Origin of the sequence: Nonomuraea sp. NPDC050547, assembly GCF_044457345.1 — a bacterium.
Classification (GTDB): Bacteria; Actinomycetota; Actinomycetes; order Streptosporangiales; family Streptosporangiaceae; genus Nonomuraea.
In genome coordinates, this window is sequence record NZ_JBITGW010000002.1 from 296402 (window position 1) to 322060 (window position 25659).

26 protein-coding genes are annotated in these 25659 nt (G+C 73.4%); 20 read left to right on the plus strand and 6 right to left on the minus strand.

Annotation, left to right across the window (positions count from 1 at the left end):
• The first annotated feature begins 142 nt into the window (after positions 1–142).
• From ACIBHY_RS05815 to ACIBHY_RS05860, 10 genes are read left to right on the plus strand one after another with little or no spacing between them, the layout of a single operon-like run.
• Entirely contained in the window at positions 143–661 is a 519-nt protein-coding gene (locus ACIBHY_RS05815) for a MaoC family dehydratase (RefSeq protein WP_397256298.1), read from the plus strand.
• A complete protein-coding gene (locus tag ACIBHY_RS05820) occupies positions 658–1872 on the plus strand; it encodes an LLM class flavin-dependent oxidoreductase (RefSeq protein ID WP_397306063.1) in 1215 nt (404 codons plus the stop codon). The genes ACIBHY_RS05815 and ACIBHY_RS05820 overlap by 4 nt, the downstream gene beginning before the upstream one ends.
• Positions 1869–3068 (plus strand): CaiB/BaiF CoA transferase family protein, encoded by a 1200-nt coding sequence (locus tag ACIBHY_RS05825; protein ID WP_397306064.1) that lies wholly within the window; start codon positions 1869–1871, stop codon positions 3066–3068. The genes ACIBHY_RS05820 and ACIBHY_RS05825 overlap by 4 nt, the downstream gene beginning before the upstream one ends.
• Entirely contained in the window at positions 3065–4477 is a 1413-nt protein-coding gene (locus ACIBHY_RS05830; protein WP_397306065.1) for an MmgE/PrpD family protein, read from the plus strand. The genes ACIBHY_RS05825 and ACIBHY_RS05830 overlap by 4 nt, the downstream gene beginning before the upstream one ends.
• Complete coding sequence (locus ACIBHY_RS05835) at positions 4474–5478, plus strand: RidA family protein (RefSeq protein ID WP_397306066.1); 1005 nt, start codon at positions 4474–4476, stop codon at positions 5476–5478. Before ACIBHY_RS05830 ends, ACIBHY_RS05835 begins: the two co-directional genes overlap by 4 nt.
• Positions 5475–5921, plus strand: coding sequence for a MaoC family dehydratase N-terminal domain-containing protein (locus ACIBHY_RS05840; RefSeq protein ID WP_397306067.1), 447 nt, complete (start codon positions 5475–5477; stop codon positions 5919–5921). The genes ACIBHY_RS05835 and ACIBHY_RS05840 overlap by 4 nt, the downstream gene beginning before the upstream one ends.
• Complete coding sequence (locus ACIBHY_RS05845) at positions 5918–6325, plus strand: MaoC/PaaZ C-terminal domain-containing protein (protein ID WP_397256309.1); 408 nt, start codon at positions 5918–5920, stop codon at positions 6323–6325. Before ACIBHY_RS05840 ends, ACIBHY_RS05845 begins: the two co-directional genes overlap by 4 nt.
• A complete protein-coding gene (locus ACIBHY_RS05850; protein ID WP_397256310.1) occupies positions 6322–7464 on the plus strand; it encodes an acetyl-CoA acetyltransferase in 1143 nt (380 codons plus the stop codon). Before ACIBHY_RS05845 ends, ACIBHY_RS05850 begins: the two co-directional genes overlap by 4 nt.
• Positions 7457–7771, plus strand: coding sequence for a Zn-ribbon domain-containing OB-fold protein (locus tag ACIBHY_RS05855; RefSeq protein WP_397256312.1), 315 nt, complete (start codon positions 7457–7459; stop codon positions 7769–7771). Before ACIBHY_RS05850 ends, ACIBHY_RS05855 begins: the two co-directional genes overlap by 8 nt.
• A gap of 6 nt (positions 7772–7777) precedes the next feature.
• Positions 7778–8941 (plus strand): acyl-CoA dehydrogenase family protein, encoded by a 1164-nt coding sequence (locus ACIBHY_RS05860; protein ID WP_397306068.1) that lies wholly within the window; start codon positions 7778–7780, stop codon positions 8939–8941.
• 9 nt (positions 8942–8950) lie between these two features.
• On the opposite strand, the gene ACIBHY_RS05865 is transcribed toward ACIBHY_RS05860, so the two are convergent.
• Positions 8951–9976, minus strand: a complete 1026-nt coding sequence (locus ACIBHY_RS05865) for an FAD-dependent oxidoreductase (RefSeq protein WP_397306069.1) — start codon at positions 9974–9976, stop codon at positions 8951–8953.
• 82 nt (positions 9977–10058) lie between these two features.
• On the opposite strand from ACIBHY_RS05865, the gene ACIBHY_RS05870 reads away from it, so the two are divergent.
• Together ACIBHY_RS05870 and ACIBHY_RS05875 are read left to right on the plus strand one after the other, a co-directional pair.
• Positions 10059–10637: a TetR/AcrR family transcriptional regulator gene (locus ACIBHY_RS05870; RefSeq protein WP_397306070.1), complete on the plus strand. Its 579-nt coding sequence runs from the start codon at positions 10059–10061 to the stop codon at positions 10635–10637.
• Between the two features lie 24 nt (positions 10638–10661).
• Positions 10662–11135 (plus strand): NUDIX hydrolase, encoded by a 474-nt coding sequence (locus tag ACIBHY_RS05875; RefSeq protein WP_397306071.1) that lies wholly within the window; start codon positions 10662–10664, stop codon positions 11133–11135.
• A gap of 11 nt (positions 11136–11146) precedes the next feature.
• Here ACIBHY_RS05875 and ACIBHY_RS05880 read toward each other — a convergent pair whose 3' ends face one another.
• Positions 11147–12544 carry an MmgE/PrpD family protein gene (locus ACIBHY_RS05880; protein ID WP_397256321.1) on the minus strand — a complete coding sequence of 466 codons (1398 nt, stop codon included), beginning with the start codon at positions 12542–12544 and terminating at the stop codon, positions 11147–11149.
• On the minus strand, positions 12541–13335 hold the full coding sequence (locus tag ACIBHY_RS05885) for a cyclase family protein (protein WP_397256323.1): 795 nt from the start codon (positions 13333–13335) through the stop codon (positions 12541–12543). The genes ACIBHY_RS05880 and ACIBHY_RS05885 overlap by 4 nt, the downstream gene beginning before the upstream one ends.
• A gap of 51 nt (positions 13336–13386) precedes the next feature.
• Between ACIBHY_RS05885 and ACIBHY_RS05890 the strand changes: the two genes are divergently transcribed.
• The 3 genes from ACIBHY_RS05890 (at position 13387) to ACIBHY_RS05900 (ending at position 15464) form a co-directional block, all read left to right on the plus strand.
• A complete protein-coding gene (locus ACIBHY_RS05890; RefSeq protein WP_379626548.1) occupies positions 13387–13731 on the plus strand; it encodes a hypothetical protein in 345 nt (114 codons plus the stop codon).
• Between the two features lie 11 nt (positions 13732–13742).
• A complete protein-coding gene (locus tag ACIBHY_RS05895; RefSeq protein ID WP_379626546.1) occupies positions 13743–14504 on the plus strand; it encodes an IclR family transcriptional regulator in 762 nt (253 codons plus the stop codon).
• A 252-nt stretch (positions 14505–14756) separates the two neighbouring features.
• The gene (locus tag ACIBHY_RS05900) at positions 14757–15464 is read left to right on the plus strand and encodes a FadR/GntR family transcriptional regulator (protein ID WP_397256327.1); all 708 of its coding nucleotides are present in this window, start codon (positions 14757–14759) and stop codon (positions 15462–15464) included.
• A 12-nt stretch (positions 15465–15476) separates the two neighbouring features.
• Here ACIBHY_RS05900 and ACIBHY_RS05905 read toward each other — a convergent pair whose 3' ends face one another.
• Positions 15477–16760 (minus strand): ABC transporter ATP-binding protein, encoded by a 1284-nt coding sequence (locus ACIBHY_RS05905; RefSeq protein ID WP_397256329.1) that lies wholly within the window; start codon positions 16758–16760, stop codon positions 15477–15479.
• Between the two features lie 299 nt (positions 16761–17059).
• Here ACIBHY_RS05905 and ACIBHY_RS05910 point away from each other — a divergent pair, with 299 nt between their 5' ends.
• From ACIBHY_RS05910 to ACIBHY_RS05920, 3 genes are read left to right on the plus strand one after another with little or no spacing between them, the layout of a single operon-like run.
• Positions 17060–18523: an alpha-amylase family glycosyl hydrolase gene (locus ACIBHY_RS05910; RefSeq protein ID WP_397306072.1), complete on the plus strand. Its 1464-nt coding sequence runs from the start codon at positions 17060–17062 to the stop codon at positions 18521–18523.
• Positions 18524–18528: 5 nt separating this feature from the next.
• On the plus strand, positions 18529–19554 hold the full coding sequence (locus tag ACIBHY_RS05915; protein WP_397256333.1) for a LacI family DNA-binding transcriptional regulator: 1026 nt from the start codon (positions 18529–18531) through the stop codon (positions 19552–19554).
• Entirely contained in the window at positions 19551–20417 is an 867-nt protein-coding gene (locus tag ACIBHY_RS05920; RefSeq protein ID WP_397306073.1) for a carbohydrate kinase family protein, read from the plus strand. Before ACIBHY_RS05915 ends, ACIBHY_RS05920 begins: the two co-directional genes overlap by 4 nt.
• Before the next feature lie 14 nt (positions 20418–20431).
• Here the strand turns inward: ACIBHY_RS05920 and ACIBHY_RS05925 are convergent, their stop codons facing one another.
• A complete protein-coding gene (locus tag ACIBHY_RS05925; RefSeq protein ID WP_397306074.1) occupies positions 20432–21517 on the minus strand; it encodes a hypothetical protein in 1086 nt (361 codons plus the stop codon).
• 129 nt (positions 21518–21646) lie between these two features.
• Between ACIBHY_RS05925 and ACIBHY_RS05930 the strand changes: the two genes are divergently transcribed.
• Together ACIBHY_RS05930 and ACIBHY_RS05935 are read left to right on the plus strand one after the other, a co-directional pair.
• Positions 21647–22678 (plus strand): sensor histidine kinase, encoded by a 1032-nt coding sequence (locus ACIBHY_RS05930; RefSeq protein ID WP_397256336.1) that lies wholly within the window; start codon positions 21647–21649, stop codon positions 22676–22678.
• 37 nt (positions 22679–22715) lie between these two features.
• Positions 22716–23345, plus strand: coding sequence for a response regulator (locus ACIBHY_RS05935; protein WP_397306075.1), 630 nt, complete (start codon positions 22716–22718; stop codon positions 23343–23345).
• Positions 23346–23593: 248 nt separating this feature from the next.
• Here ACIBHY_RS05935 and ACIBHY_RS05940 read toward each other — a convergent pair whose 3' ends face one another.
• Positions 23594–25462, minus strand: coding sequence for a protein kinase (locus tag ACIBHY_RS05940; protein ID WP_397306076.1), 1869 nt, complete (start codon positions 25460–25462; stop codon positions 23594–23596).
• Between the last annotated feature and the right edge of the window lie 197 nt (positions 25463–25659).

The following is a 25659-nucleotide window of genomic DNA, read 5'->3' on the forward strand; positions in this document are numbered from 1 at the left end:
CGGTGCCCAGTGCCCTGTGGTGCCCGTGCCCGTGCGGGTGCGGCTGGGGTTGGGCTCGGGGGTGGTGGGTTCGGGGGGTGGTGGGGAGGGGGTGGGTGTGGGGCGTTGACCGGGAAAACGTCTGACGATTAACGTGGCGAAGGTGACCGTGCATGAGGCGGCCATCGGCCGCTACTACGAGGACTTCGTGGTCGGCGACGTCTACCAGCACCCGTTGGGGCGCACGATCAGCGAGGCCGACAACACGTGGTTCACGCTGCTCACGATGAACACGAACCAGAACCACTTCAACGCCCACTTCGCCGCCAAAGCCCCGGTCGGGAAGGTCATCGTGAACTCGGGCCTGACGGTGGCGATCGTGCTGGGGCTGTCCGTGATGGACGTCAGCCAGACGGCGATCATGAACCTGGGCTGGGAGGACATCAAGCTCACCCACCCCGTTTTCCTCGGCGACACCGTCTACGCGGAATCGCTGGTCACCGCGAAGCGGGAGTCGCGGTCGCGGCCGTACGCGGGGATCGTCACGGCACGGACGCGCGGACTCAACCAGGACGGCGACGAGATCATGTCCTGGACCAGGACGGTCATGGTGTACAAGCGCGACGCCCCGCATGACAAGGACTATTTCCCCCAGGCCAAGAACGGTCCCATGACCACATGAGGATCACCTACGGCCCGTGGGGCGAGACCCTCGCCGAACTGACCGGGGCGGCGCGGGCCGCCGAGGAGGCCGGGGCCGAGGTGGTGTGGCTGCCCGAGCTGCACCGCAGCGCCACCGTGACCGCGGCCGCCGTCGCGCCGGTGCTGAGCCGGGCGGGCGTCGGCACCGCGGTCGCGCTGGCCTTCACCCGCAGCCCGCTGACCCTGGCTCTGGAGGCGCTCGACCTGGACGAGCTGACCGGCGGGCGGTTCGTGCTCGGCCTCGGCGTGGGGGCACGCCGCCTGAACGAGCGCTGGCACCAGGTCACCGCCGACCGCCCCGTCACCCGATTACGCGAGACCGTCGAGATCATCAGGGCCGTGGTCGCGGGTACGCCGCCGGTCGTCGAGGGTGAGACGCGGCGCGCCGACCTGCGCGGGTTCCGGCGGCCGCACCGGCAGGTCCGTGCCGCCATCCCCATCTACCTCGCCGCCGTGGGTCCCCAGCTCACCCGCCTGGCCGGCCGGATCGCCGACGGGTGGATCTCGCACGAGCTGTGCTCGCCCGCCTACGTCCGCGAGCGCGTCCTGCCCAACCTGCGCCAGGCGAAGGCCCCGGACCACGGCGAAAGCGCAGACTCGGGCGAGGAGCCAGGCGTGCGGGCACGGGCGGGGGCGGGGGCGGACGTGCCGCCCGATGTGCGGGTGGGGGCGGGGGTGTCGCCTGATGTGCGGGCGGATCCAGGAGTGGGTTTCCACACGGGGCCGCCCGATGTGCGGGTGGGGGCGGGGGTGTCGCCCGATGTGCGGGCGGACCCGGGAGTGGGCTTCCACGCCGAACCGGGGGTGGATGTGGTGGTTTCGGGGTGTTGTGCCATCGATGCCGATCCGGCCGAGGCGCGCCGGCAGGCCAAGGGCGTCCTCGGCTTCTACGCCAGCGTCGCCACCTACCGTGACTTCTTCGCCTTCCACGGTCTGGCCGAAGAGCAGGAAGCGGTCATCGAGGCCTTTCGCTCGGGGACGCCGGCCGACGGGCTGGCGGCAGCCGTACCGGATCGGATGGTGGAGCGGCTGGCTCTGGCCGGTACGCCCGCGCAGGTCGCCGCGGGGATCGACGCCTACCGCGGGCTCGCCACCACGATCAAGCTCACCCCGCCCGTGTACGGCCGGCCGCCCGAGGCCGTGCGCGAGTCGCAGGCCCGCATCATCGCGCTCATCAAGGAGCTGACATGAGGCCGCTGGAGGACGTCAGGGTCATCAGCCTGGAGCAGTACGGCGCCGGGCCGTTCGGGAGCGTGCACCTCGCCGATCTCGGCGCGGAGATCATCAAGGTCGAGGACCCCCGGGCCGGAGGCGATGTGGGGCGGTATGTTCCGCCCTACGCGGAGGGCGGGGACTCGCTGTTCTTCGAGACGTTCAACCGCAACAAGAAGTCGATCGCGCTGGATCTGGGGTGCGCGGCGGGGCGGGAGGTTCTCGAGGATCTGGTACGGCACGGCGACGCCGTCTACTCCAACCTGCGCGGCGACGTCCCGGCCAAGATGCGGCTCACCTACGCCGATCTCCGGCATCTCAACCCTCGCGTGGTCTGCTGTTCGCTGACCGGGTTCGGGATGACCGGGCCGCGCACGGCCGAGCCCGGCTACGACTACATCCTCCAGGGCCTGGCCGGGTGGATGACGCTGACCGGCGAACCCGGCGGTCCGCCGGCCAAGTCCGGGCTCTCGCTGGTGGACTACTCCGGCGGGCTGGTGGCGGCGCTCGCGCTGGTGGCCGGGGTGCACGCGGCACGCCGGGACGGGGTGGGCTTGGACTGCGACCTGTCCCTGTACGACACGGCGATCACCATGCTCACCTATGTCGGGGCCTGGGCGTTGAACACGGACTTCGAGCCCGCCCGGACGGCGCGGTCGGCGCATCCGTCGCTGGTGCCGTTCCAGAACTTCGCGGCCGCCGACGGGTGGCTGGTCGTGGGATGCGCCAAGGAGAAGTTCTGGCGGCGGCTGGCCGCGATCCTCGGTGCGCCGTTCGACACCGATCCCGGGTACGCCGACTTCGCCGGCCGGCGGCGCAACGCCGACCGGCTGCTGCCCGCCCTCGCCGGCGTCTTCCTGACCAGGACCGTGGACGAGTGGCTGGCGGTGCTGCGGCCGGCCGGGATCCCGTGCGGGCCGGTCAACTCCGTGCACAAGGCGCTGGCCGAGGAGCACACCACGGCCCGTGGGCTGGTGGTGGAGACCTCCCACCCCCGCTACGGACGGGTGCGACAGCTCCGGTCGCCGGTGCGGGTGGGCGGGGAGCCGGTCGGGCATCGCCGGGCGCCCCGGCTGGGCGAACACGCGGAGGAGGTGCTCCGGGGCCTGCTCGGATACACGGAGGCGCGCGTCAAAGCCCTGGCCGGGGCGGGCGCCTTCGGGGAGCCGGGATGACAGCCGCCGAGACGCTGGTCGAGTGGGGCCTGGGGCTCCGGCTGGACGACGTCCCCGACGAGGCGCGCGCCGCCGCCCTGCGTCACCTGCTCGACGGCCTCGGCTGCGCCGCCGCCGGAAACGGCGCCGGCGCGGCCTCAGGAAAAGGCGCCGCGGCCTCACGAAAGGGCGCCGCGGCCTCAGGGAAGGGGGTACGGCCGGAGGAGGGCGCGTGGGCCGCCGTTCTGGTCGCGGGGGAGATGGGCGGGCCGCCGGAGGCGACGGTGTTCGGGACCGGGCGCCGGGTCGGGGCGGTGGCGGCGGCGCTGGCCAACGGGGCGCTGGTGCACGCACTCGACTTCGACGACACCCACGCCCGGGGGCTGGTTCATGCCACGGCCCCGGTGCTGCCGGTGGCGTTCGCGGTGGGGGAGGAGACCGGGGCGAGCGGGGCCGAGGTGCTCACCGCCGCGCTCGCCGGGTACGAGGCGATCTGCCGGCTCGGCGGCGCCGTACCGCATGGATTTCATGCTCGTGGCCTGCACGCCACGTCGGCCTGCGGCCCTCTGGCCGCCGCGCTCGTCGCCTCCCGGCTGTACGGGCTCGCGCATCGCGAGGCGGTCGCCGCGCTGGGCATCGCGGGCAGCATGTCCGGTGGCCTGCTGGAGTTCCTGAACACCGGGGCCTCCACCAAGCAGCTCCACCCGGGCTTCGCCGCCCAGGCGGGGGTGCTGGCCGCGCGGCTGGCGCGGGCGGGGGCGAGCGGGCCGGCGACGGTGGTGGAGGGCGAGCACGGCCTGTACGGCGCGCTGCTCGGCCGCCCAGGTGTCGACCCGTTCGGCGACCTGGGGCGCGGCTGGGAGGTCGGCCGGATCACGATCAAGCCGTATCCCGCCTGCCAGCTGCTGCACGCCGCCGTCGATGCCGCGAAGGTCCTGCGGGGGCTGGCCGCCGCGGAGGAGGTGGCCGAGATCGAGGCGGAGGTCCACGACGACGCCGCGGCGCTGGTGTGCGGGGCGGGGAAGGAGCGGCCGCGCACGCCGTACGCGGCGAAGTTCAGCCTGGCCTGGTGCGTGGCGGCGATGCTGGCCGACGGCGAGCTGACCGCGCGCACGTTCGCCCGGCCCGGGCGCGCCGACGTGTGTGATCTCGCCGCGAGGGTACGGCACGTGCCATCCGGGCACCGGGGCCCCGCGGCCGACCAGCACGGGCGGCTGCGGGCGCTGCTGACCGACGGACGCAGGGTGGTCGCGGAGGTGGCGCGCAGTTCGGGCGGTCCGGGCGATCCCCGCATCGACCGCCTGGTCACGGACAAGGCTCGGGGAAACGGGCTGAGCGAGCGCGCCGTGGATCTCGCGCTGCGCCTGCACGAACTGCCCGCCCTTGACGACCTGCTGAAGGAGCTGAGCGTGATGGAGGGGCCGATGTGAGGGACAGGACCGTGCGGCTGCCCGCGCTGACCGGCACCGACGCCCGCGACGCCTACGAACGGGCCCGCGTTGCGCTGGGCGCGCTCGGGCTGACGTGGGCGGACGCGGTGCATGTGCGGGAGTACGCGAGCGCCCGGCCGGATCCGGCGGCCAGGCCGGAAGGGGTCACGCTGTCGGCGATCGCGGTCGAGGGCGTGCTGGAGGACGGGCACGAGGTGGCCGTCGAGGTGACGGCCTGCAGGGGCGGCGGCGAACGGTTCGCCACCGGCCGCGGCGTGGTGACCGTGGCGGGGGAGATCGTGTATCTGCCCGCCGTCGTCCCGGCGGACCTGACGGCGGGGTTCGGCGAGCAGTACCGCTCCTGCCTGGAGGTGGCGGCGGAGCTGCTCAAGGTGGCCGGGATCGGGCCGGAGCGGCTCGTGCAGACCACCGACTACACCGCGACCGCCACGCGGGCCGACTACCCGCGCTGCGGCCGTCCCCGCAAGGAACTGCTGGGCGGCGAGGGCAGCGACGGGCGGCCCGTGCATCCGGGCGCGGCCGGGATCCTGGTGGACCGCGCCGCCGTGAAGGGCGCGATGGTCACGCTGGACGCGGTGGGCTCGCGGCTGCCGCTGCGCGCCGTCAACCCCGGCTGGACGCGCTACGACACGCTCACGTACAAGCCGGGGGTGGCGGCGGGCGGCACGCTGTTCATGTCGGGCTTCGGCGCGCTGGAGCCGGCGACCCAGCGGTCGCTGTTCGAGGGGGACCTGGTGGCGCAGGCCGAGTACACCTACACGGCGATCGCCGCCGTGCTGCGTGAGGAGAACCTGACAGGCTCGGACGTGGTCAGACTGGTCGAGTACATCACTCCACCCGCCATCACGAGATATCCGGAACTGGTGGCGGTCAGGGAGCGCCACTTCCCCGGCCGCCCCGCCCTCACCTCGGTCGTCTGCACGGCCCTGCTACGCCCCGAGTTCCTCATCGAGGTCGTCCCCACGGCGGTACTCCGGTGAACGAGGTCACCTACACCGCTCCCGAAGAGCTCGGCCGCGCCGCGATCCGCTACTTCGCCCAGGCCGTGGGCGACGCCAACCCGCTCTACACCGACGACGCCTACGCCCGCGAACACGGCTACGACGGCGTCATCGCCCCGCCCACCCTGATCTTCGAGACGAACCAGTTCACCGGCCTGCCCCGCGACGCCGACGGCTACTGCGGCCACACCTGGGACCTCGGCTTCCCCGGCACCCGCCTCGTGCGCGGCGGCAACACCTACGAGCTCCACCAGCCGGTACGGCCCGCCGACGTCATCACCGTCACCTGGCGCCTGGGCGACGTCGTCCGCAAAGCGGGCAAGATCTTCGTGACGTCCACGGCCATCTACACCAACCAGCACGCCGACCTGCTGGCCGTCAACGAGGAGACGCTGATCTACGTACCGCTGGAGGACCCGTGATCCCCCCTCTGGAGCGCCGGATCGACCGGGCCGCAATGATCGCGTACGCCGGGGCCACCTGGGACTGGCACCGCCTCCACCACGACTCCGCCTACGCGGCGGACAGGGGCCTGCCCGCGCCGGTCGTGGACGGCCAGCTCTTCGGCGCGCTCCTGGCCGAGCAGCTACAGGACTGGCTCGGCCCGAGCGCGCGGATCACCCGCATGAGCTTCCGGTTGCGCTCGACGGTGTTCGCGGGCGAGACCGTGCGCTGCACCGGGCGGGTGGTGGCCGAGCAGGACGGGCTGCTCACGGTGGAACAGCAGGTCGAGGTCGTCGGCGACGACCCCAGAGTCGCCGTGGCCCCCGCGACGTCCGTGGTGAGGGCGACGGCGGCGACCGGTGGCGGCCGGCGGCGGACATGAGCGGCGTGGCCATCGCAGGCGCCGCCGAGTCCGATCTCGGGGTCACCGGCAGGAGCGCACTCGAACTCCAGGCCCAGGCGGCCGGCCGCGCCCTGGCCGACGCCGGTCTCACCCTGCGCGACGTCGACGGCCTGGCCACCGCGGGCGTGGGCAGGTTCGCCGCCACCCAGGTCGCCGAGTACCTGGGCCTGCGCCCGGCCTGGAGCGACTCCACGTTCGCCGGCGGGTCCGCCTTCGAGATGTACGTGGCGCGGGCCGTACAGGCGATCGGGGCCGGGCAGTGCACCACGGTGCTGATCTCCTACGGCTCGAACCAGCGCAGTGCCCGCGCCCGCTCCCTGTCCGGCGTCCACGAGGGCGACGTCCCCCAGACCACGCACGAGGCCCCGTACGGCCCGCTCTACCCGATCTCGTACTACGCGATGGCCGCCCAGCGCTACCTCCACCAGTACGGCAGAAGCCGGGCCGACCTGGCCCAGGTCGCCGTGGCCGCCCGCGAGTGGGCACTGCTGAACCCGCGCGCGTACCGCCACGCCGCCGGTCCGCTGACGGTCGAGCAGGTCCTGGCCACGCCCATGATCTCCACGCCGCTCACCGCCGCGGACTGCTGCCTGGTCACCGACGGCGGCGCCGCGATCGTGCTCACCGCCCTCGACCGCGCCCGCCACCTGCCGAAGCTCCCCGTCACGGTTCTCGGGTACGGCGAGGCCACCACGACGGCGAGTATGTCCCAGGCCCCCGACATCCTGGACACCGGCGCCGCCGAAGCGGGCCGGAGAGCCTTCGCCACGGCCGGGCTCTCGCCGGGCGACGTGGACGTGGCCCAGGTGTACGACTCGTTCACGATCACGGTCCTGCTCACCCTGGAGGCCCTGGGCTTCTGCGAGCCGGGCCGCGCCGGTGACCTCGTGAAGGAGGCTGGACCGGGCGGCGCGTTCCCGCTCAACACCACCGGCGGCGGCCTGTCCCACTGCCATCCGGGCATGTTCGGCCTGTTCCTGCTGGTCGAGGCGGTCCGCCAGCTGCGCGGCGAGTGCGGTCCGCGCCAGGCGCCGGGCGCCGAGGTGGCGCTGGCCCACGGCACCGGCGGCATCCTGTCCACCCACGCGACCGTGCTGCTGGGAGCCGACCGTGGCTGAACGCCTGGAACTGCAGGAGTGCCGGGCCTGCGGCCGCCGCCAGCACTACCCGAGGCCGCTGTGCCTCGGCTGCGGCTCGGCCGACCTGGGCTCGCGCGAGGCGGAGGGAGGCGGCTCGGTGGACACCTTCACCGAGGTCCGCCGGGCCCCGTCAGAGGATTTCCGGTCCCCGTACGTGATCGCCCGAGTCCGCCTGGACGAGGGCCCCGTCCTGCTCACCCGCCTGGTCGGCCCCGGCCCGTGGGCCTGCGACGAGCGGGTACGGCTCACCTGGTGGCAAGGGCTGCCCGTCTTCGAGAAGGAGTAACGCGCCATGGACTTCGAGCTGACCGACGACCAGAGGGCCTTCAGGGAGACGTTGCGCGCCTTCGTCGAGAAGGAGATCGTCCCCGTGGCCACCGAGTGGGAGCACTCCGGAAGGTATCCCACCGAGATCGTGGCGAAGATGAAGGAGATGGGCCTGTTCGGGCTGACCGTCCCCGAGGAGTACGGCGGGCTCGACGCCGACATGGTGACCTTCGCCCTGGTCTTCGAGGAGATCGCCAGAGGCTGGATGGGCGTGGCGGGCACCGTCGGCTCCCACTCGCTGTCGGCCTGGATGATCGCCCGCCACGGCACCGAGGAGCAGAAACGCCACTACCTGCCGGATCTGGCGAGCGGCGCCCGCCGTACCGGACTGGCGCTGACCGAGCCGGGAGCGGGCACGGACCTGCAGGGCATCCAGACGCGCGCGGTGCGCGACGGCGAGCACTACGTCGTCAACGGCGTCAAGACCTGGATCACCAACGCCCGCCACGCCGACCCGCTTCCCGTGCTGGTGAAGACCGCGATCACCGAGCCCGCGCACAAGGGCATGTCGGTGCTGCTCGTCGACGCGGGAACGCCCGGCTTCACGGTCAGCCGCGACCTGCCCAAGCTCGGCTACAAGGGCACGGAGACCTGCGAGGTCGCGCTGCAGGACGTCCGGGTCCCCGTCTCGGCCCTGCTCGGCGGCGAGGAGGGCAGGGGCATGCAGCAGGTGCTGTCCGGCCTGGAGATCGGCCGGGTCAACATCGCCGCCAGGGCCGTCGGGGTGGCCCAGGCCGCCTACGACGCCGCCCTTTCCTACTCCCGCGGGCGCGAGGCGTTCGGGCAGCCGATCGCCGAGTTCCAGGCGGTCCAGCTGAAGCTCGCCGACCTGGCCACGGAGATCCAGGCCGCGCGGCTGCTGACCTACTGGGCCGCCTCGCGGGCCGACGGCGGCAAGCGGGTGGACATGGAGGCCGGGATGGCCAAGTACTTCGCCTCCGAGGTGGCGCTGAAGGCGTCGCTGGAGTCGATGCGCATCCACGGCGGCTACGGCTACAGCCAGGAGTACGTCGTGGAGCGCCTCTACCGCGACGCCCCGCTGATGGCCATCGGCGAGGGCACCAACGACGTGCAGCGCCTGGTGATCGCCAAGGCCCTGATCAGCGGCAAGGGCAAGGTCGGCTGGTGAGCGCCCGCCTCAGGCCGGCAGCAGGCGCAGGAGCGAGTCGCGCAGCCCCGTGCGCCGTACCGTCATGAACCGGTGCAGGCTGCGCGAGCCGAACGCCACCCGCTGCGCGCTGCGCCGCCGCTCGGCGTCGTAGGCCCGCAGCGCCTCCGGCAGCGTGGTGTGCGTGGCGATCGCCCTGGTCAGCGCCTCGGCGTCGAGGATCGCCGTGCACGCCCCCTGCCCCAGGTTGGGCGTCATCGCGTGCGCCGCGTCACCGACGAGCGCCACGTTCGCGCCGCTGGTGAAGGAGGGCAGGGCGGGGTGCAGGTGGCGCATCTCGTAGCGGATCCACTCCGCGGGATCCGTCTCGTGCAGGATGCGGGGGATCGGGTCGTGCCAGCCGCGGAACAGCTCACGCAGTTCCCCGGCGGTGGTGGCCTCCGGCACCGTCGCGTACCAGTTGGTCCTGCCCCGCTCGACCGGTGTCATCCCGAAGAACCGCCCCGCGCCCCACGTCTCGCCATGGACGCCGCTGTCGAATCCGGCGATGCCGATCCACGCCACCGTCCCCACGTGGCGCGGGCCGCTGCGCCCGCCGAAGCGCCCCTCCCGCACCGCGCTGCGGATGCCGTCGGCGCCGACCACCAGGTGGTGACCGGCCGCGAGCTCCTCCACGTCGCGCACCGCGGTGCCGAACTCGATCGGCACGTCCAGCGCCCCGGTCAGCACATCCAGCAGGTACGGCCGCGCGATCAGCAGCTCCGGCCGCCCGGCCCTGCGCTCGATGCGCTCCAGCGGCAGGTTCGCGATCACCGTGCCGTCCGGGGTCCGGACCCGCCCGTCCCGGTACGGCACCGCCCGCTCCCGGAACCCCTGCCCGACGCCCAGCCGCTCCAGCGCGCCCTGGGCGGTCGGGTGGATGCCGAAGGCGGTGCCGTACCTCTCGATCCCGGCCCGCCGCTCCAGCACCCGCACCGACCAGCCCGCGCGCCGCAACCCGATCGCGGTGGCCAGCCCGCCCACGCCCGCCCCGACCACCACGGCCTTTCCGGCCATGTCACACCTCCATTAATCGATTACCACATCTGTGGTACCACGTTTGGGGTAGTATCGGCAAAACGCGAGCGAGAGGCGGAGCATGGCGAACCAGGACCGGCGCGACCTTCTGCGCGACGCGGCCATCCACGTGCTGGCGCGCGAGGGCGGGCGCGGCCTGACGCACCGCGCGGTCGACGCCGAGGCGGGCGTGCCCGGCGGCACGGCGAAGAACTACTTCCCGGCCCGCGAGGCCCTGCTGCGCGCGGTCGCCGAGCGCTGCCTGGAGCTCTACCAGGGCGCCGTCCCGCCCGCGCCGCCCGGCGACGCGACCGGGCTGGCGGCCCTGTTCGAGGCGCTGCTGCGCGACGCGGCGGGGCCCGGCCGCGCCCGCCTGCTCGCCTACCTGGAGCTGCAGGCCGAGTCGGCGCGCCGGCCGTGGCTGGCGGAGATCCTCGACCCGATCGCGGCCGGGGACTTCGCCCGGTTCGAGCGGGCCCAGCGGGCGGCCGGGCTGCCCGTCACCCGCGAGAGCGCCGCGCTGGTCACGCTGACCCTGCACGGGGCGCTGCCGCACCTGCTGTCGGGCGGCGCGGACACCCTGGCGGCGGCGGGGCTGGACGACCCGGCCGCCTTCGTCCGCGGCGTGCTAAGGGCGGCCTACCCGGACGCGGAACTCTAGGACTCCGGGAAGGACAATGCGGGGGTGAAACCACTTCTGGCCGTGAGCGCGGTCGTGCTCGGGGACGGCGAGGTCCTCATGGTCCACCAGCGCAACGCCGGTGACCCGCACCCGATCTGGGGCCTGCCGGGCGGCATGGCCGAGGACGGCGAGCTGTCGGACCGGGCGGCGGCCCGCGAGGTCGCGGAGGAGACCGGGCTGAAGGTGGGCCCGCCCACGCGCCTGCTGGCGGTCGTGCAGTTCCCGGTTCCCGCGACACTGACCGCCCTGTACTTCGCCTTCGAGCGGCCGCGCGGCCAGGACCTCGCGCCCGCCGACCCCGACGGGGACGTGCTGGAGGCGGCCTGGGTACCGGTCGGGCAGGCGCCGGCGCGGATGGCCGGCTTCCCGCTCGCCGTGATGCGCGAGCCGGCGACCGCCTGCCTGCGCGAGCCCGCCGGCCCGGTCCGCTACTGGACCTGGCCGGACGGGCCCGACGGCCGCGCCGTGGTGATCTAGGCCGTGGTGACTTAGGCCACGGTCAGGGGGAGCAGGGCCGAGGCGGGCGCCTCGGAACGGGCCGCCGCCACGAGGGCCTCCATGCGCTCCTCCGGCAGAGCGCGGCGGGCGTTGTCGCGGAACTTGCGGGCCAGTTCCTCCCCGGTCAGCGGGTGCTCGGGACCGCCCCGGGAGGAGTCGACGCGGTGCTCCAGCTCGGTGCCGTCGGCCAGCCGTATCCGCAGGACGGCCGCGAAGGCGCGCGGGAAGATCTCCGTCGCCCGCGCGTCGGCCACGCACCGCACCCGCGCGGCCAGCGCCAGCCGCGCCGGGTGCAGCTCGGCGAAGTCGTCCAGGCAGACGCCGAGCCCGCCGCCCGAGCCGAGCAGCGCCGTGGCGACCGTGTAGGGGCCGGAGAACTTCGCGTGGTAGGGGGAGCGGGGCGCCGCCTTCTCCTCGGCCGGTTCCGCGATCGTGCGCAGGACCGGCGCGGGCACCCCCAGCTCGATCTCCGCCTCCGCCAGCGCCTCAGGGCCGAGGCGCCCGCGCAGGGCGAGCGCGCAGTCGATCGCGGGATGGGTGAAGTGGTTGGTCGGGTACGGCTTGTAGACGGTGCGCAGCAGCTCCCACCGCCCGCCCAGCCCGTCGAGCAGCGCCCCGGCGTCGAAGCGGCCGTCCAGCCAGGCCTGGAAGAAGCCGAACCGCCCCTCCAGCACCGTCGGCGGCCCGGTCACGCCTTCGAGCGCCAGCACCGCGGCCGACACCCCGGCGTGCGCGGCCCAGCCGCAGTGCACCCGCTTGACGGTGCCGCCGGTCCTGTTGGCCTCGATGACCCCGGCGCCCATGCTGGCGGCGATGCCCATGGCGTCGGCCAGCCCTTCGGCGGAGAGCCCGTACAGCATCCCGGCCGCCACCGCGGCGCCGAGCGTGCCGCAGATGGACGTGGCGTGCTGGCCCTTGTCGAAGAAGAGCGAGTTGCCCGCCTCGGGCAGGTAGGAGGCCATGCCAAGGCGGTTGCACACCTCGATCCCGGCGGCGACCGCCGCCGCGAGACCCGCCCCGCCTGCCCCCGTGGCTTCGGCGGCGGCCAGCGCGGCGGGCACCACGGGCGCGCTCGGGTGCAGCACCGAGGGCAGGTGGGTGTCGTCGTAGTCGAGGGAGTGCGCGAGCGTGCCGTTGACCAGGGCGGCCGACGGGGCGGGCAGACGATGGCCGCTGCCGATCGTCGTCGCCTCCCCGGTGCCGTTCCACCGCAGGGCCGCGCGCAGGACCGCGGGCGCGGCGTCGGCGTCCGGCTCGGCGTAGGCGGCCAGGCAGTTGCCGAGCACGTCCAGGATCCGGCCGGCGACGTCCGCGCGGACCTCGCCGGGCAGGCCGTCATCGCGGCAGCCCGCGGCGAAGGCGGCCAGCAGTTGCACGTGTGTGGTCATGCGCGCTCCCCGGGCAGAACGGCCAGCGGCCGGACCGGCGCGCCGGTGGCGCCCACGATCGGCAGCGGATTGAGTACCAGGAGGAACTCGCGCACCCCCGCGTCGAGCAGTTCGTGCAGCCGCATCGTCTCCACGATGTTGATCCCCGACTCCACGAGCATGATCCGGTGCACTGGCAATGCGGCGTGGCCGCGTTCCGGCGCGATGTGCTCGAAGGCGATCGTCTCGCCGCCGACCACGCGCGGGCGCCGTTCGGCGAGCCAGCGCCCGGCCTCGACCCCCGGCCCCGGTACGCCCGCCGTCTGCCCGGTGAACCGCCCGGGATCGTGCCAAACGCGCGACCAGCCGGTGCCGATCAGCACGGCGTCGCCCGCGCGGATCTCCACCCCCTCGGCCGCCGCCTCCAGGTCGGCGACGCTCACCTCGTAGCCCGGGGGCAGGAAGTCGGCGCCGTGGACGCGGGCCACGTCGAGCAGGACGCACCGGCCCACGTACGGGTCGAAGGAGTCGATGCCCAGGGAGCTGAAGCCGTCGTTGGTGGTGAGGTCGGCCGGGTCGGCTCCGCCGTACAGGAGGCCGTCGTGCGAGACGTGGGCCAGCGCGTCCACGTGGGTGCCGACGTGGCCGCCGGTGACGATCAGCTCGTTGGCGGCGGAACCGCCGTCGGCGCGGACCACGTCTCCGTGCCGGCGCTCCAGGAGCATGCGGAAAGGGGGATGATTGGGCGATTGGGGCATACCCCTACGCATCGGCTGCGCCAAGTCGTACACACGCAACCCGTCCTGCCACATGGCTCACTCCCGGTTGTTCCAATTATTGGAATTAGGTTTCAGACTGTACCCATGATCTACCTGGTCTACCGGATGCGGCTCGCCGAACGCGCCCGCAGGGACATGGCGGCCTTCTGGGAGTGGCTGGAGGAGCGCGAGCGCTGGTTCTACCGTGATTTGCCGATGGTGAAGGAGGTGCGCTGGTTCTACAGCGTCGTCGGTGACGTATACATGCTGGAGAACTGGGCGGCCTTCGACGACGAGGCGGCATGGGGCGCCTACAGAAAGGCCCTGGCCACCCTCAAGAGCGACTCTTCCTGGGAGTCGCAGCGCGTGTCACAGGAAGAATGGTGGGACTTCGTGGACACGAGGATCATGACTGACCCACCCGTACCGGTGGGGTTGCATCGCAGGTGAAAGGCTCCAGCATGTCCAGCCAGACCGTCGCGACCGTCGAGCGGGCGGCCGACGTACTCGTCCGCTTCGCCGAGGCGGGCACCAGCACGCTCGGGGTGACCGAGCTCGCCGACAGCCTCGGCATGTCCAAGGCGGCGGTCCACCGGGTGCTGGCCTCCCTGCGCAGCCGCGGCCTGGTCGAACTCGACGAGGACAGCCGCCGCTACTCGCTCGGGCTGACCGCGATGCGGCTGGGGCTGGCCTACCTGGACCGCATCGACATCCGCCGCCTGGCCGCGCCCGAGCTGGCCGGGCTGAGCGCCCGCACGACCGAGACCGCGACGCTGTCGATCAGGACCGGCCTCAGCCGCGTCTACATCGACCAGGTCAAACCGCCGCGCGAGGTCATCATGGCGGTCTCGCTCGGCGTGCCGTACCCGCTGCACGCGGGGGGTTCGTCCAAGGCGTTCCTCGCCTTCCTGCCCGAGGTGGAGATCGACTCCTACCTGTCGGCGCCGCTCGACCCGCTGACCCCGGCCACCGTCACCGACCCGGAGCGGCTGCGCACCGAGCTGGCGCTGATCCGCCGCCGCGGCTACGCCATGTCGATCTCCGAACGGCAGCGCGGCGCCGCCTCGGTGGCCGCGCCCATCCTCGACCACCACAGCCTGCCGGCCGCGGTGATCAGCGTCTGCGGGCCCGCCGAACGCTTCGTCGGCGAGGCCGACGCGTGCGCGGCGGCCCTCCTGGAGGCCACCGACCGACTTTCCGCACGACTCGGTCACCGCGCCTGAACTCTGGTTTTCTCCGGTACGGCGAGGCCGCTCCGGTTCTTGCCATTGACACAGCCGCCTCAGATTGGAACGCTGTTCCCAGAAGTGGAACGGGGCCCCTCGTACGGCGGGGTTCGGAACGGCAGGATCGGCCTCACCGTGGGGGAGGCCGAACCCACCACCCCGGCACCTCGCCGGCCCCGTCCGGCAGGGCCGGGCGGGGCCGAATCCCCGAGCGCCACGGCCCGGACCCGCCGAGTAGGGTCTGACGGTGTGACCAAGAAGCCGCCCGCCTACCAGGCGCTCGCCGCCGAACTGCGGGAGCTCATCGTGGCCGGCCGTTTCCGCCCCGGTGACCGGCTGCCGGTCGAGCCCGAGCTGTCGGCCGCCTACGGCGTGAGCCGGAGCACCGTGCGCGAGGCGCTGCGCCTGCTGGCCAGCCAGAACCTCATCGCCACCGTCAGAGGCGTGGCCGGGGGCAGCTTCGTGGTGACGCCGCGGCCCGAGCAGATCAGCGACTACCTCGCCACCAGCCTCAACCTGCTGGCCGGCGACACCCAGCTCACCGTCGATCAGTTCCTGGAGATCCGGGACCTGCTGGAGGTGCCCGCGGCCGGGTTCGCGGCGCTGCGCCGTACCCCCGAGGACCTGGCGGCGCTGCGGGCCACGCTCTTCGACCCCGGGGCGGCCTCGCCGGAGGAGATGTACGAGCCGAACAAGCGCTTCCACGCGCTGCTGCTCGGCGCCTGCGGCAACCCGCTGCTCGCGGTGGTGGCCAGGCCCGTCTTCCAGGTCCTGGACGAGCGCTTCCTGCGCTCACGCGCCCCCGGCCGCTTCTGGCACGACGTCGACCGCGACCACCGCGAGATCCTCGCCCGGGTGGAGGCGGGCGACGAGCCCGGCGCCCGCGAGGCCCAGCACGCCCACCTGGCCCGCCTGCGCGGCACCTACCTCGCCATCGACCGCAACGCCACGCCGTAGAACGCGCGGACCTCAGGTGGCGCGGCGGGGGGCGTCGATGCGGGCGCCCTCCTGCGTGAAGACCATCAGGCGGGAGACGTCCACGGCCACCTTGGCGGCGTCGTTGACCCGCCAGGCCGGGCGCACGCCCAGCCGGACGATCAGGTCGGTCCTGCGGTGGTGGCCGCTCTCCTCCGCCTGCTCCTGCTCCTGTTCCTCCATCACCGCGCGCGAGGCGAACAGCCGCCGCAGCAGCGTGCCCAGCCCCGCCGACTCCTGGGCGTGGCCGTTGACGCGACGGCGGGGATCCGGCGGCTCGGGTACGGCCACGCCGGGCGCGCCGCACTCCACGTAGGCCAGCCACTCGTGCCCGTGGTACTCCAGCGCCCTGACCCGGCCGAAGAACGCCGGTCCGTCATAGGTCTCCGGCACCGGCGCCAGCCCGTCGGGCCGCATGCCGACCAGCACCTGGCTGCCCGTGTACTGCGAGATCGCGTACGCCCGGGGGTCGCTCCACGGGATCGTCAGCCGGTGCGGGCCGAAGTCCAGCATCACGTACTGGTTCTGCGGGGTGCGCACCGTCGCGGCCAGCAGGTTGAGCTGCTGGGAGTTGAGGAAGGCCGCGACGAACGCGGTCGCCGGGTCGTTGTAGATCTGCGCCGGGGTCCCGACGTCCTGCAGGACGCCGCGGTTCATGATGGCGATCCGGTCGGCCAGCGTGAGCGCTTCGACCTGGTCGTGGGTGACGTAGATCGTGGTGACGCCGAGCGACCTGACCAGGGCGGAGATCTCCATGCGCAGTTCGGTGCGCATGCCGGCGTCGAGGTTCGACAGCGGCTCGTCCATCAGGAAGATCTTGGGCTGGCGGACGATGGCGCGGCCCATGGCCACGCGCTGGCGCTGGCCGCCGGACAGGGTGCCGGGGCGGCGGTCGAGCGTCTCGTCGATGTGCAGCGCCTTGGACAGCTCCAGCACGCGTTCCTTGACCAGCGCGGGGTCGGCCTTGGCGATCTCCAGCGGGAAGGCGATGTTGCCGCGCACCGAGCGGTGGGGGTACAGGGCGCCGCTCTGGAAGACCATGGCCACGTCGCGGTCGCGGGGGGCGAGGTGGTTGGCGAGCTTGCCGTCGAGCCACAGGTCGCCCTCGGTGATCTCCTCCAGCCCGGCGATCATGCGCAGCAGGGTGGACTTCCCGCAGCCGGAGGGGCCCAGCAGGACCAGGAACTCGCCGTCCTCCGCCTTCAAGCTCATGCGATCGACCGCCAGGTGGTCACCCGGGTAAACCTTGGTCACTTTGTCGAGAACGACCGAGCTCATGGGCAGCACCTTGCAGCCAGGTTCCGCTGTGATTGATGAGGTAGTACATCGCGGTTACAGCCTGATGTCCACCCTTGCCATAAAAAATCTCTATGGATCGGGCGCGCAGGGGTTGACACCCGGCCTGACTTCTGTCTTGGGCCCACGCAAAGCTTTCGCGCCGTGAGTCACGTCACATAGGGGGTTTTATCCCACTCTAGGGGTAAGTGTGGCGAAAAATCAGGGGTTGGTGGTGCATGGAAAGCCTTGCGTAAACTTGCGGCAAGAGATTTCATGTACGGGACTATTGGGGGGCTTTGATGACCGACTGGTGGCGCGACGCCGTCATTTATCAGGTGTACGTCCGCAGCTTCGCCGACGGGAACGGCGACGGCGTCGGCGACCTGATCGGTGTGCGCGACCGCCTGCCGTACCTGAAGAGCCTGGGTGTCGACGCCGTCTGGCTCACCCCCTTCTTCACCTCGCCCATGGCCGACTTCGGCTACGACGTGGCCGACTACCGCGACGTGGACCCGCTGTTCGGCACGCTGGCCGACGCCAAGGCGCTCATCGACGAGGCGCACGGTTTCGGCCTGCGGGTCATCGTGGACATCGTGCCGAACCACACCTCCTCGGCCCATCCGTGGTTCCAGGAGGCGCTGCGCGGGCGGCATCGCGAGCGCTACATCTTCCGCGACCGGCCCAACGACTGGGAGTCGATCTTCGGCGGCCCGGCCTGGACGCAGGTCGAGGACGGGCAGTGGTACCTGCACCTGTTCGACAAGGAGCAGCCCGACCTCAACTGGGACAACCCCGAGGTGCGCGCCGAGTTCGACTCGATCCTGCGCTTCTGGCTCGACCTCGGCGTGGACGGCTTCCGCGTCGACGTCGCCCACGGCATGGTCAAACCGCACGACCTCCCCGACATCGGGCACAGCGACCAGATCCGGATGATCGGCTCCGACGTCGTGCCGTACTTCGACAACGAGGGCGTCCACGACATCCACCGCCACTTCCGGCACATCCTCGACTCCTACCCCGGCGAGCGCATCGGCGTCGCCGAGGCCTGGGCGCCCACGCCCGAGCGGCTGGCCCGCTACGTCCGCCCCGACGAGCTCCACCAGGCCTTCAACTTCCACTACCTGAGCACCCCCTGGGACGCGCCCCGCCTGCGCGAGGCCATCGACGCCTCCCTGGCCAGCGCCGCCTCCGTGGGCGCGCCGTCCACCTGGGTGCTGTCCAACCACGACGTCAGGCGGCACGTCACCCGCTACGGCAGCCTCGACCGCGCCCGCGCCGCGATGCTGCTGACGCTCGCGCTGCCCGGCTCCGCCTACGTCTACCAGGGCGAGGAGCTGGGCCTGCCCGAGGTGCTCGACCTGCCGGAGGAGGTCCAGCAGGACCCGCAGCGGCTGCGCGACCCCGAAAGCGGGCGCGACGGCTGCCGCGTGCCGCTGCCCTGGACCCGCGAACTCGGCTGGGAACTGCCCTGGCTGCCGATCCCGGCGAGCTGGTCCGAGCTCAGCGTCGAGGCCCAGGAAGGCGTGCCGGGCTCCACCCTGGAGCTCTACCGCGGCGCGCTGCGGCTGCGCCGCGAGATCACCGGTGAGCTGCGCTGGCTCGACTCGCCGGAAGGCACGCTGATGTTCGCCCGCGGCGACCTCGTCTGCGCCGTCAACCTCACCGCGGAACCCGTCGCCTTCGCCCTGGAGGGCGAGCCCGTGCTGTCGTCGGCCGCCACGCCCGGCGCTCCCGATTCCGCGGTGTGGTGGAAAGTAAAGTAGCGCCCATGAACGGACACGCCCGCCTCGCCGACATCGCAGCCCAGGCGGGGGTGAGCGAGGCCACCGTGAGCAGGGTGCTCAACGGCAAGCCCGGCGTCTCCGCGGCCACCCGCCAGGCCGTCATGACCGCGCTCGACCTCATGGGGTACGAGCGCCCGCCCCGCCTGCGCCAGCGCAGCAACGGCCTGGTCGGGCTGGTCACCCCCGAGCTCGACAACCCGATCTTCCCCGCGTTCGCGCAGGCCATCGAGAAGGCGCTCACTCAGCACGGCTACACGCCCGTGCTGTGCACCCAGATGCCGGGCGGCGCCCCCGAGGACGAGTTCACCGAGCTGCTCGTCGACCGCGGCGTCAACGGGATCGTGTTCGTCTCCGGCCTGCACGCCGACACCACCGCGCGCATGGACCGCTACACCCGCCTGACCGACCGCGGGCTGCCGATCGTGCTGGTCGACGGCTACAGCGAGCACATCGACGCGCCGTTCATCTCCCCGGACGACCGGCTGGCGGCGCGGCTGGCCGTCCAGCATCTCGTGGACCTCGGGCACGAGCGCATCGGCCTCGCGCTCGGCCCGCGCCGCTTCGTGCCGGTCATCCGCAAGATCGACGGCTACCGGCAGGCGATGGCGCAGCTGCTCGGCGCCACCGAGGTGGACGGCCTCATCGCCCACTCGCTGTTCTCCGTCGAAGGCGGTCAGGCCGCCGCCGCCCAACTGCTCGAACGCGGCTGCACCGGCATCGTGTGCGCCAGCGACCTCATGGCGCTCGGCGCGATCCGCGCCTGCCGTGAACGCGGCCTGTCGGTGCCCGGCGAGGTGTCCGTGGTGGGCTTCGACGACTCGCCGCTGATCGCCTTCACCGACCCGCCGCTCACCACCGTCCGCAAGCCCATCGGCGCGATGGCCTCGGCCGCGGTGCAGACGCTCCTGGAGGAGGTGAACGGCGCGCCCGCCCGGCACGTCGAGCTGATCTTCCAGCCGGAGCTCGTCGTGCGCGGCTCCACCGGCTCCGGCCCGCTGGTGAACCGGTGACCCACGACGTCCTCGTGGTCGGCGGGGCCGGCGTCGACACCACCGTCTACGTGCCCGGACTGCCCCTGCCGTACGCCGACACCCACACCGTCCCGCCCGTGATCGACCGGATCGGCAACACCGGCGCCGGTGTGGCGCTCGGCTGCGCGGCGCTCGGCCTGCGCACCAGGTTCGTCGACCTGATCGGCGACGACCCCCAGGGCGAGTTGGTCCGCCGCGCGCTGGGCGGCATCGACTGCGCGTACGGCGCCGCCGTGGCCGGTACCCGCCGCAGCGTCCTGCTCGTCGGCCCCGACGGCCGCCGCACCGCGCTGTTCGACCCCCGTGCCACGCCCGGCGAGACGCTGCCCCCGTCCCTGTACTCCGGCCCGCGTCCCCGCCACGCCCACCTGTCGATCACCGACTTCAGCCGGAAGGTCTTCGCGGACCTGCCCGGCGTCCCCACCTCGACCGACCTGCACGACTGGGACGGCGTCAACCCCTACCACGAGGACTTCGCCTACCAGGCCGACCTCGTCTTCCTCTCGGCCGCCGCCCTGCCCGACCCGCAGGCCGTGATGCGCCGCATCCTCGACAAGGGCCGCGCCCACACGGTCGTGTGCACCCGCGGCGCCGACGGCTGCCTCGTTCTGGAGCGCGGCGCCGGCTCGCGCGCCTTCCCCGCCGCCCCTCTGCCCGGTCCCGCGGTCGACACCAACGGCGCGGGAGACGCCTTCGTCTCCGGCTTCCTGTACGGCCGGCTGCGCGGCCACGACCTGGAGACGGCGGTCCGGCTGGGCTCGCTCACAGGCGCCCACGCCTGCACGGTGGAGGGCACCCACGAGTCCCCTCTCACCGAGACCGCCCTCCTCGCGCGGGCGTAGCCGCCGGGAGGGCGTCATCGGGCGCCGAGGCCGCAGCGAAGGCAGGCCGGGCGGGTGCGGTAGTAGTAGGCCAGGGTGGCCAGGCCGAGCGCCGCGGCCCAGATGGGCCAGTACGCCATCGGGCTCACCAGCCACGACGCCGGGTCCGTCCAGTCGGTGACCCGGATCGCCACCGCCCCGGCCGAGGCCAGGATCGCCGTCACCGCCGCGGCCGCGCCCAGCGGCAGCTTGCGCGGCACCGGCCGGCCGGCGAGCACCGGCACCCAGCGCGGCCAGATCTCCCCCCACGGGCGGACCAGGCCGAGCGTCAGCACGCCGCCCACCGCGCCGAACGCGGCCAGTCCCGCGCCCGCCCACGCCATCCCGGTCTCGTGCAGCCACCTGATCCCCTCCTCCGAGAACAGCAGCGGGATCTTCATCGCCCACGCCCAGCGCACGACCGAGTAGAACAACGGGACGGCGAAGGCCGTGTAGGCGGCCCACCTGCCCCAGCGCGCCGCGCTCGCGGGCGTGCTCCAGTGGGTGGCGTGGACGTCCGCGCGGCCGCAGCTCTGACACGCTCCCGCGCCGCGCCGGGTGGCCGCCAGCGCCGCCCCCGCCCACAGCAGGCCGCCGGCCAGGCAGATCAGCATGTTCACCACCGGCCAGGGGAAGGCCAGCTCGAAGTAGTCGGCGTCGGGCCAGCCGAACGGCAGACCCACCAGGAAGATCGGCGCGTAGCCGACCGCCGTCATGATCCGGGCGTCCGGCACCAGCACCACCAGCAGGAACGCCATCGCCCACGCGGGAGCCAGCATCGCGATCCTGGCCGCCCCGCTCCAGCGCCGTGCCGGGCCGCTCCAGCCGCGGGTCAGGGCCACCGCCAGGAAGGCGCCCGCGAGGCCGAGTCCGGCGATGACCGGGGCGGTCCCCGCGGCGGTGGCCGCGCCCAGGAAGGACTCGGCGCGGGCGTCGGGGACATCGCCTTCGCCGAACGGGAAGCCGGCCCCGCCGTAAGCCCAGAAAAGCCCCAGACCGCCGTACGCCAGCGACCACGCGGCCGCTCCCCACGTCACCCGTCGGGGCCAGCGGGCGGTCTTCGCAACCTGCGTCGTGTTCATGGCTCAAGCCTCACGGCGGGGGCGGCCGCCGCACATCTGCCGTTCGCCGGATCCGATGGCCTTCGCACCGGCCCCGCCTCCGCCGTTCGGCGGATGCCGCCCCTCCGCCGCCCCTCTACCCTCGAACCCATGGACGTGTTCGCGGCCGTCGCCGCCGTCCTGGCGGCGGCGACGGCCCTCCTCCCGCGCCGGGCGCCGAGTTTCGCGTCCCTGACACCCGAGGTCGTGGCCCTGGTGGCCGGCGGCGTCTCGCTGCTGGTCACCGCCGTCACCGTGCTGGCGAGGGCCGGAGCGCAGGCCGGGACCTGGTGGCTGTTCGCCGAGGTGCCCGCGCTGCTGGTGCTCACGCTCCTGGCCGCGCGCCGCCGCCCGGCCGCCGCCCTCGTGCCCGGACCGGCGGTCGCGCTGGTGCTGCTCAGACAGGTGTGGAACGCTCCGCCTCCGCTCGTCCTGGGCGCGTGCGCGGCCTGGGCGCTGCCCGCGGTCGCGGCGGCCGGGGCCGGGCTCTACCTGCGCTGGCTGGACCAGGCCAGGGGGCGGGCGGTGGCGGCGGCCGTACAGGATCAGCGGCTGGCCCTCGCGCGCGACCTGCACGACTTCGTCGCCCACGACGTCAGCGGCATGCTGGTGCAGGCGCAGGCGGCCGGGTTCACGCCCGGACTGCCCGAGCAGGTCGCCGACGCCCTGCGGCGCATCGAGGACGGCGGCCGGCGCGCGCTCGCCTCCCTCGACCGCACCGTCCACATGCTCAACGACCCGGACCGGGCGCCGACCCCCGGGCTCGAACGGGTGGAGGAGCTGGCCGACGGGTTCCCGCCGTCGGTGCGGGTGAGCTTCGACGTCGCGGCCGAGGGGGTCTCGCGTGAGGCGTCGGCGACCGCGTACCGGGTGGTGAGCGAGGCGCTGACCAACGTCCGGCGCCACGCGCCGAGGGCGAGCGCCGTGGAGGTGAGCGTGCGGGCCGGGCGTCTCCGGCTGGAGGTCCGGGTTCAGGACGACGGGGCGGCGGGCCGTACCGACGGCAGAAGGAGCATCGGCCTTTCCAGGAAGGGCGGCTTCGGCCTCGCGGGCCTGTCGGAACTGCTCGCCGCCGCCGGCGGCTCGCTGGAAGCGGGCCCGCACGCCGACGGCTGGCGGCTCACGGCGATGATCCCGGCATGACACGGTACGGCGCCGCCGTCCCACGAAAGCGGAGAAGATGACCACACGGATCGTGATAGCCGACGACCAGGACGACATCAGGATCGGCTTCCGGCTCATCCTCGACTCCCAGCCCGACATGACCGTCGTGGGCGAGGCGGCCGACGGCGCCAAAGCGGTCGAACTGGCCAGGCACCTGCGACCCGACGTCGTGCTGGCCGACATCCGCATGCCCGGCCTCGACGGCCTGGAGGTCACCCGTCAGCTCGCGCAGGAGACGCGGGTGATCGTGGTGACCACGTTCGACCTCGACGACTACGTCCACACCGCCCTGCGCAACGGCGCGGCCGGGTTCCTGCTCAAGCGGTCGGGGCCGGCGCTGCTCATCGAGGCCGTCCGGGCGGCGATGGCGGGCGACACGCTGATCAGCCCGCAGGTCACCGTGCGGCTGCTGCGCCACCTGCGCGCCGAAGCCGGCCAGGCGCCGCCGCCCGACCCGCTCACCGACCGCGAACGCGAGATCGCCGTCCTGGTGGCGCATGGCAGGACCAACGCCGACATCGCCACCCAGCTGTTCATCAGCGCGGGCACCGTCAAGACCCACCTGTCCAACATCCAGCGCAAGGTGGGCGCGGCCAACCGGGTCGGGATCGCCGCCTGGGCCTGGAGCTCCGGAGCCGCCCGCTGAGACCGCGGAACCTTGCCCACGCCATCGAAGGACCGGCATGGGCAACGGCGACCTCACCTCCGCCATGGCCCGGATCGCCCCCGGCGGCTACTCCGTCCCCGGCACCGGCGGGACCACTCCTGCGGCAGCCGGCCGGTCTGTGATGCGCCCGGTGGGGCGCCGCCTGCTGCCGATCCCGCACCTGCGCGGCCACGAGGCGGCGGTCGCCGCCGAGCCCGCCGCGTACCCCACCTCCGTGGTCGGCACAGCTAGCCGAGTTCGACGCGTATGCCGCGGCTCAGGCCGGAGTCGTGCAGTTCGACGCTCTCCGCGCTGGCGGTCTTGGGCAGGTCGAACTCCAGGGCTCCGGTGAACGACTGGCCGGGGTCGATGCGGATCGGGGTGATCTCCTTGCCCGCCTTGTCCAGGAGCCTGGCGGCGCCGTGGAGGACGTCGTCCTGGTCGATCAGCTTCTGCTGGCCGGGGTAGAGGACCCTGGCCTCCTGGCCGATGTTGGACACCCGTACGGACAGGCGGCACTGACGGCGTTCAGCGGTCTTGGCGGGTTTGGGGCACTTGGTGGCGGTCACGGTGAACTTCAGCTTGCCGTCCTGGACCGGCGCGCCCTCACCCGCCGCCGACGGGCCGCGGAACATCCACGCCATCAGCGAGATGAACAGCACGATCACCAGCAGCACGATCACCGCGGCGATCAGGCATCCCGACATCCCCCGGCGCGCCGATCGCTGGGGTACGCCGAAACCACGCGGCGGCAGCGGCCCCTGACCGGTGGCGGAAGGCCGGGGCAGCGGCCCCTGCCCGGTCGTGGAGTGCTGGGCGAGCGGCACCGGCCCGGTCACCCCGGGCCCGGAGCGCCGCGGATCACGCAAGGGCGGCCCGGTACGCGGATCGTGCCCGGGACCCGCCGACCCCGGCAGCGGTCCCTGACCCGTGGTCGAGTGCCCCTGCCTGCCCGGCCCACCAGGGGCGGCGCGGCCGGGGGCCGCGGGGCTGGGGGCGCCGGGGGGACCTGGCTGCGCAGGAGGACCGGGGTGCGGGAGCTTGCCCGGGGCGCCGGGGCGTGAGGGCCGGCCCGAGGGGCCCGGGTGCGGCGGCTGGCCTGAGGTGCCCGGGTGCGGCGGCTGGCCCGGGGCGCCGGGGTGCGGCGGCTGGCCTGTGGCGCCGGGGTGCGGGGGCTGGGCCGGGGTGCCCGGGTGCGGGGGTGGGGTGAAGGGGGCCGGGCGTACCGGCGGGTTCTGGGCCACCGCCGGGTCCCACATGCTGGTCAGGTGGCGGGTGGCGGCCAGCTGGGCGGCGGGCTCGTCGGCCGCGCCCACGAGCTCCAGGAGCAGCTGCCGCGACGCCGGCCGCCGCGCCGGGTCGGGGTGGATGGCCGCCGCCACCAGCCGGTCCAGCGGCGCGGGCAGCCCCCGCAGGTCGGGCGGGGCGGTCCTGGCGCGGGCGGCCATGACGTAGGCGTCGCCCTCGCCGAAGGGGTGCCCGCCCAGCCCCGCGTACGCGATCAGCGAGCCCCACGCGAACACGTCGCCCGCCGGGCTGGTGCGCCCCTCGAAGACCTGCTCGGGCGCGATCCACCCGGGTGTGCCCATGACCATGCCGGCGTTGGTGTGGCGGGAGTTGACGTGCGTGGAACGGGCCAATCCGAAGTCGATCACGCGCGGCCCGGCGAGGGTGAGCATGACGTTGGCCGGCTTCAGGTCGCGGTGGACCAGGCCGACGGCGTGGATGGCGGTCAGCGCGGCCGCCACGCCCACGGCGGCCGCGTGCAGCACCGACGGCTCCAGCGCGCCGTGCTCGATGAGGTGGTCCTCCAGGGAGACGCCGTCGATGTACTCGGTGACGAGGTAGAGCAGGCCGTCGTGCTCGCCGTGGTCGAGTACGCGCGCGGTGCAGAACGAGGCGACCTTGCGCGCGTTGGACACCTCTTCGTGAAAGCGCGCCCGGTAGACCGGGTCGGCGGCGAAGTCGCGGCGGATCGCCTTCAGCGCCACCTTGGACCCGTCGGCGCCCTTGGCCAGGTACACGGTGCCCATGCCGCCCGAGCCGAGGCGCTTGACCAGCTCATACGGGCCGATCTCGGACGGGTCGTCGGGGGTCAGCGGACCGCGCTTTCCCACCCTCGCCGCCCTCTCACCGTCGTCATCCCGCCGTCTCAAACCGACCGATCCTCCGCCCGGCATGCCTTTTCTCCCAAGACTCTAACGGTTGAGAGACGATCAGGCGTCGCACTGGGTTTCATCGCAGGCCGGGGCTCTGAGGCTCCGGAGGGTCCGGCCGCGGCGGGAAGGGTACGGCTCCCGCCCCGGGGATCGGC

Excerpts from the sequence above, each read along its gene's own strand:
- ACIBHY_RS05820 (WP_397306063.1), top strand. The coding sequence starts at position 658 with ATGAGGATCACCTACGGCCCGTGGGGCGAGACCCTCGCCGAACTGACC.
- ACIBHY_RS05825 (WP_397306064.1), top strand. The coding sequence starts at position 1,869 with ATGAGGCCGCTGGAGGACGTCAGGGTCATCAGCCTGGAGCAGTACGGC.
- ACIBHY_RS05830 (WP_397306065.1), top strand. The coding sequence starts at position 3,065 with ATGACAGCCGCCGAGACGCTGGTCGAGTGGGGCCTGGGGCTCCGGCTG.
- ACIBHY_RS05850 (WP_397256310.1), top strand. The coding sequence starts at position 6,322 with ATGAGCGGCGTGGCCATCGCAGGCGCCGCCGAGTCCGATCTCGGGGTC.
- ACIBHY_RS05860 (WP_397306068.1), top strand. The coding sequence starts at position 7,778 with ATGGACTTCGAGCTGACCGACGACCAGAGGGCCTTCAGGGAGACGTTG.
- ACIBHY_RS05865 (WP_397306069.1), bottom strand. The coding sequence starts at position 9,976 with ATGGCCGGAAAGGCCGTGGTGGTCGGGGCGGGCGTGGGCGGGCTGGCC.
- ACIBHY_RS05870 (WP_397306070.1), top strand. The coding sequence starts at position 10,059 with ATGGCGAACCAGGACCGGCGCGACCTTCTGCGCGACGCGGCCATCCAC.
- ACIBHY_RS05880 (WP_397256321.1), bottom strand. The coding sequence starts at position 12,544 with ATGACCACACACGTGCAACTGCTGGCCGCCTTCGCCGCGGGCTGCCGC.
- ACIBHY_RS05885 (WP_397256323.1), bottom strand. The coding sequence starts at position 13,335 with ATGTGGCAGGACGGGTTGCGTGTGTACGACTTGGCGCAGCCGATGCGT.
- ACIBHY_RS05890 (WP_379626548.1), top strand. The coding sequence starts at position 13,387 with ATGATCTACCTGGTCTACCGGATGCGGCTCGCCGAACGCGCCCGCAGG.
- ACIBHY_RS05895 (WP_379626546.1), top strand. The coding sequence starts at position 13,743 with ATGTCCAGCCAGACCGTCGCGACCGTCGAGCGGGCGGCCGACGTACTC.
- ACIBHY_RS05905 (WP_397256329.1), bottom strand. The coding sequence starts at position 16,760 with ATGAGCTCGGTCGTTCTCGACAAAGTGACCAAGGTTTACCCGGGTGAC.
- ACIBHY_RS05910 (WP_397306072.1), top strand. The coding sequence starts at position 17,060 with ATGACCGACTGGTGGCGCGACGCCGTCATTTATCAGGTGTACGTCCGC.
- ACIBHY_RS05915 (WP_397256333.1), top strand. The coding sequence starts at position 18,529 with ATGAACGGACACGCCCGCCTCGCCGACATCGCAGCCCAGGCGGGGGTG.
- ACIBHY_RS05925 (WP_397306074.1), bottom strand. The coding sequence starts at position 21,517 with ATGAACACGACGCAGGTTGCGAAGACCGCCCGCTGGCCCCGACGGGTG.
- ACIBHY_RS05930 (WP_397256336.1), top strand. The coding sequence starts at position 21,647 with ATGGACGTGTTCGCGGCCGTCGCCGCCGTCCTGGCGGCGGCGACGGCC.
- ACIBHY_RS05935 (WP_397306075.1), top strand. The coding sequence starts at position 22,716 with ATGACCACACGGATCGTGATAGCCGACGACCAGGACGACATCAGGATC.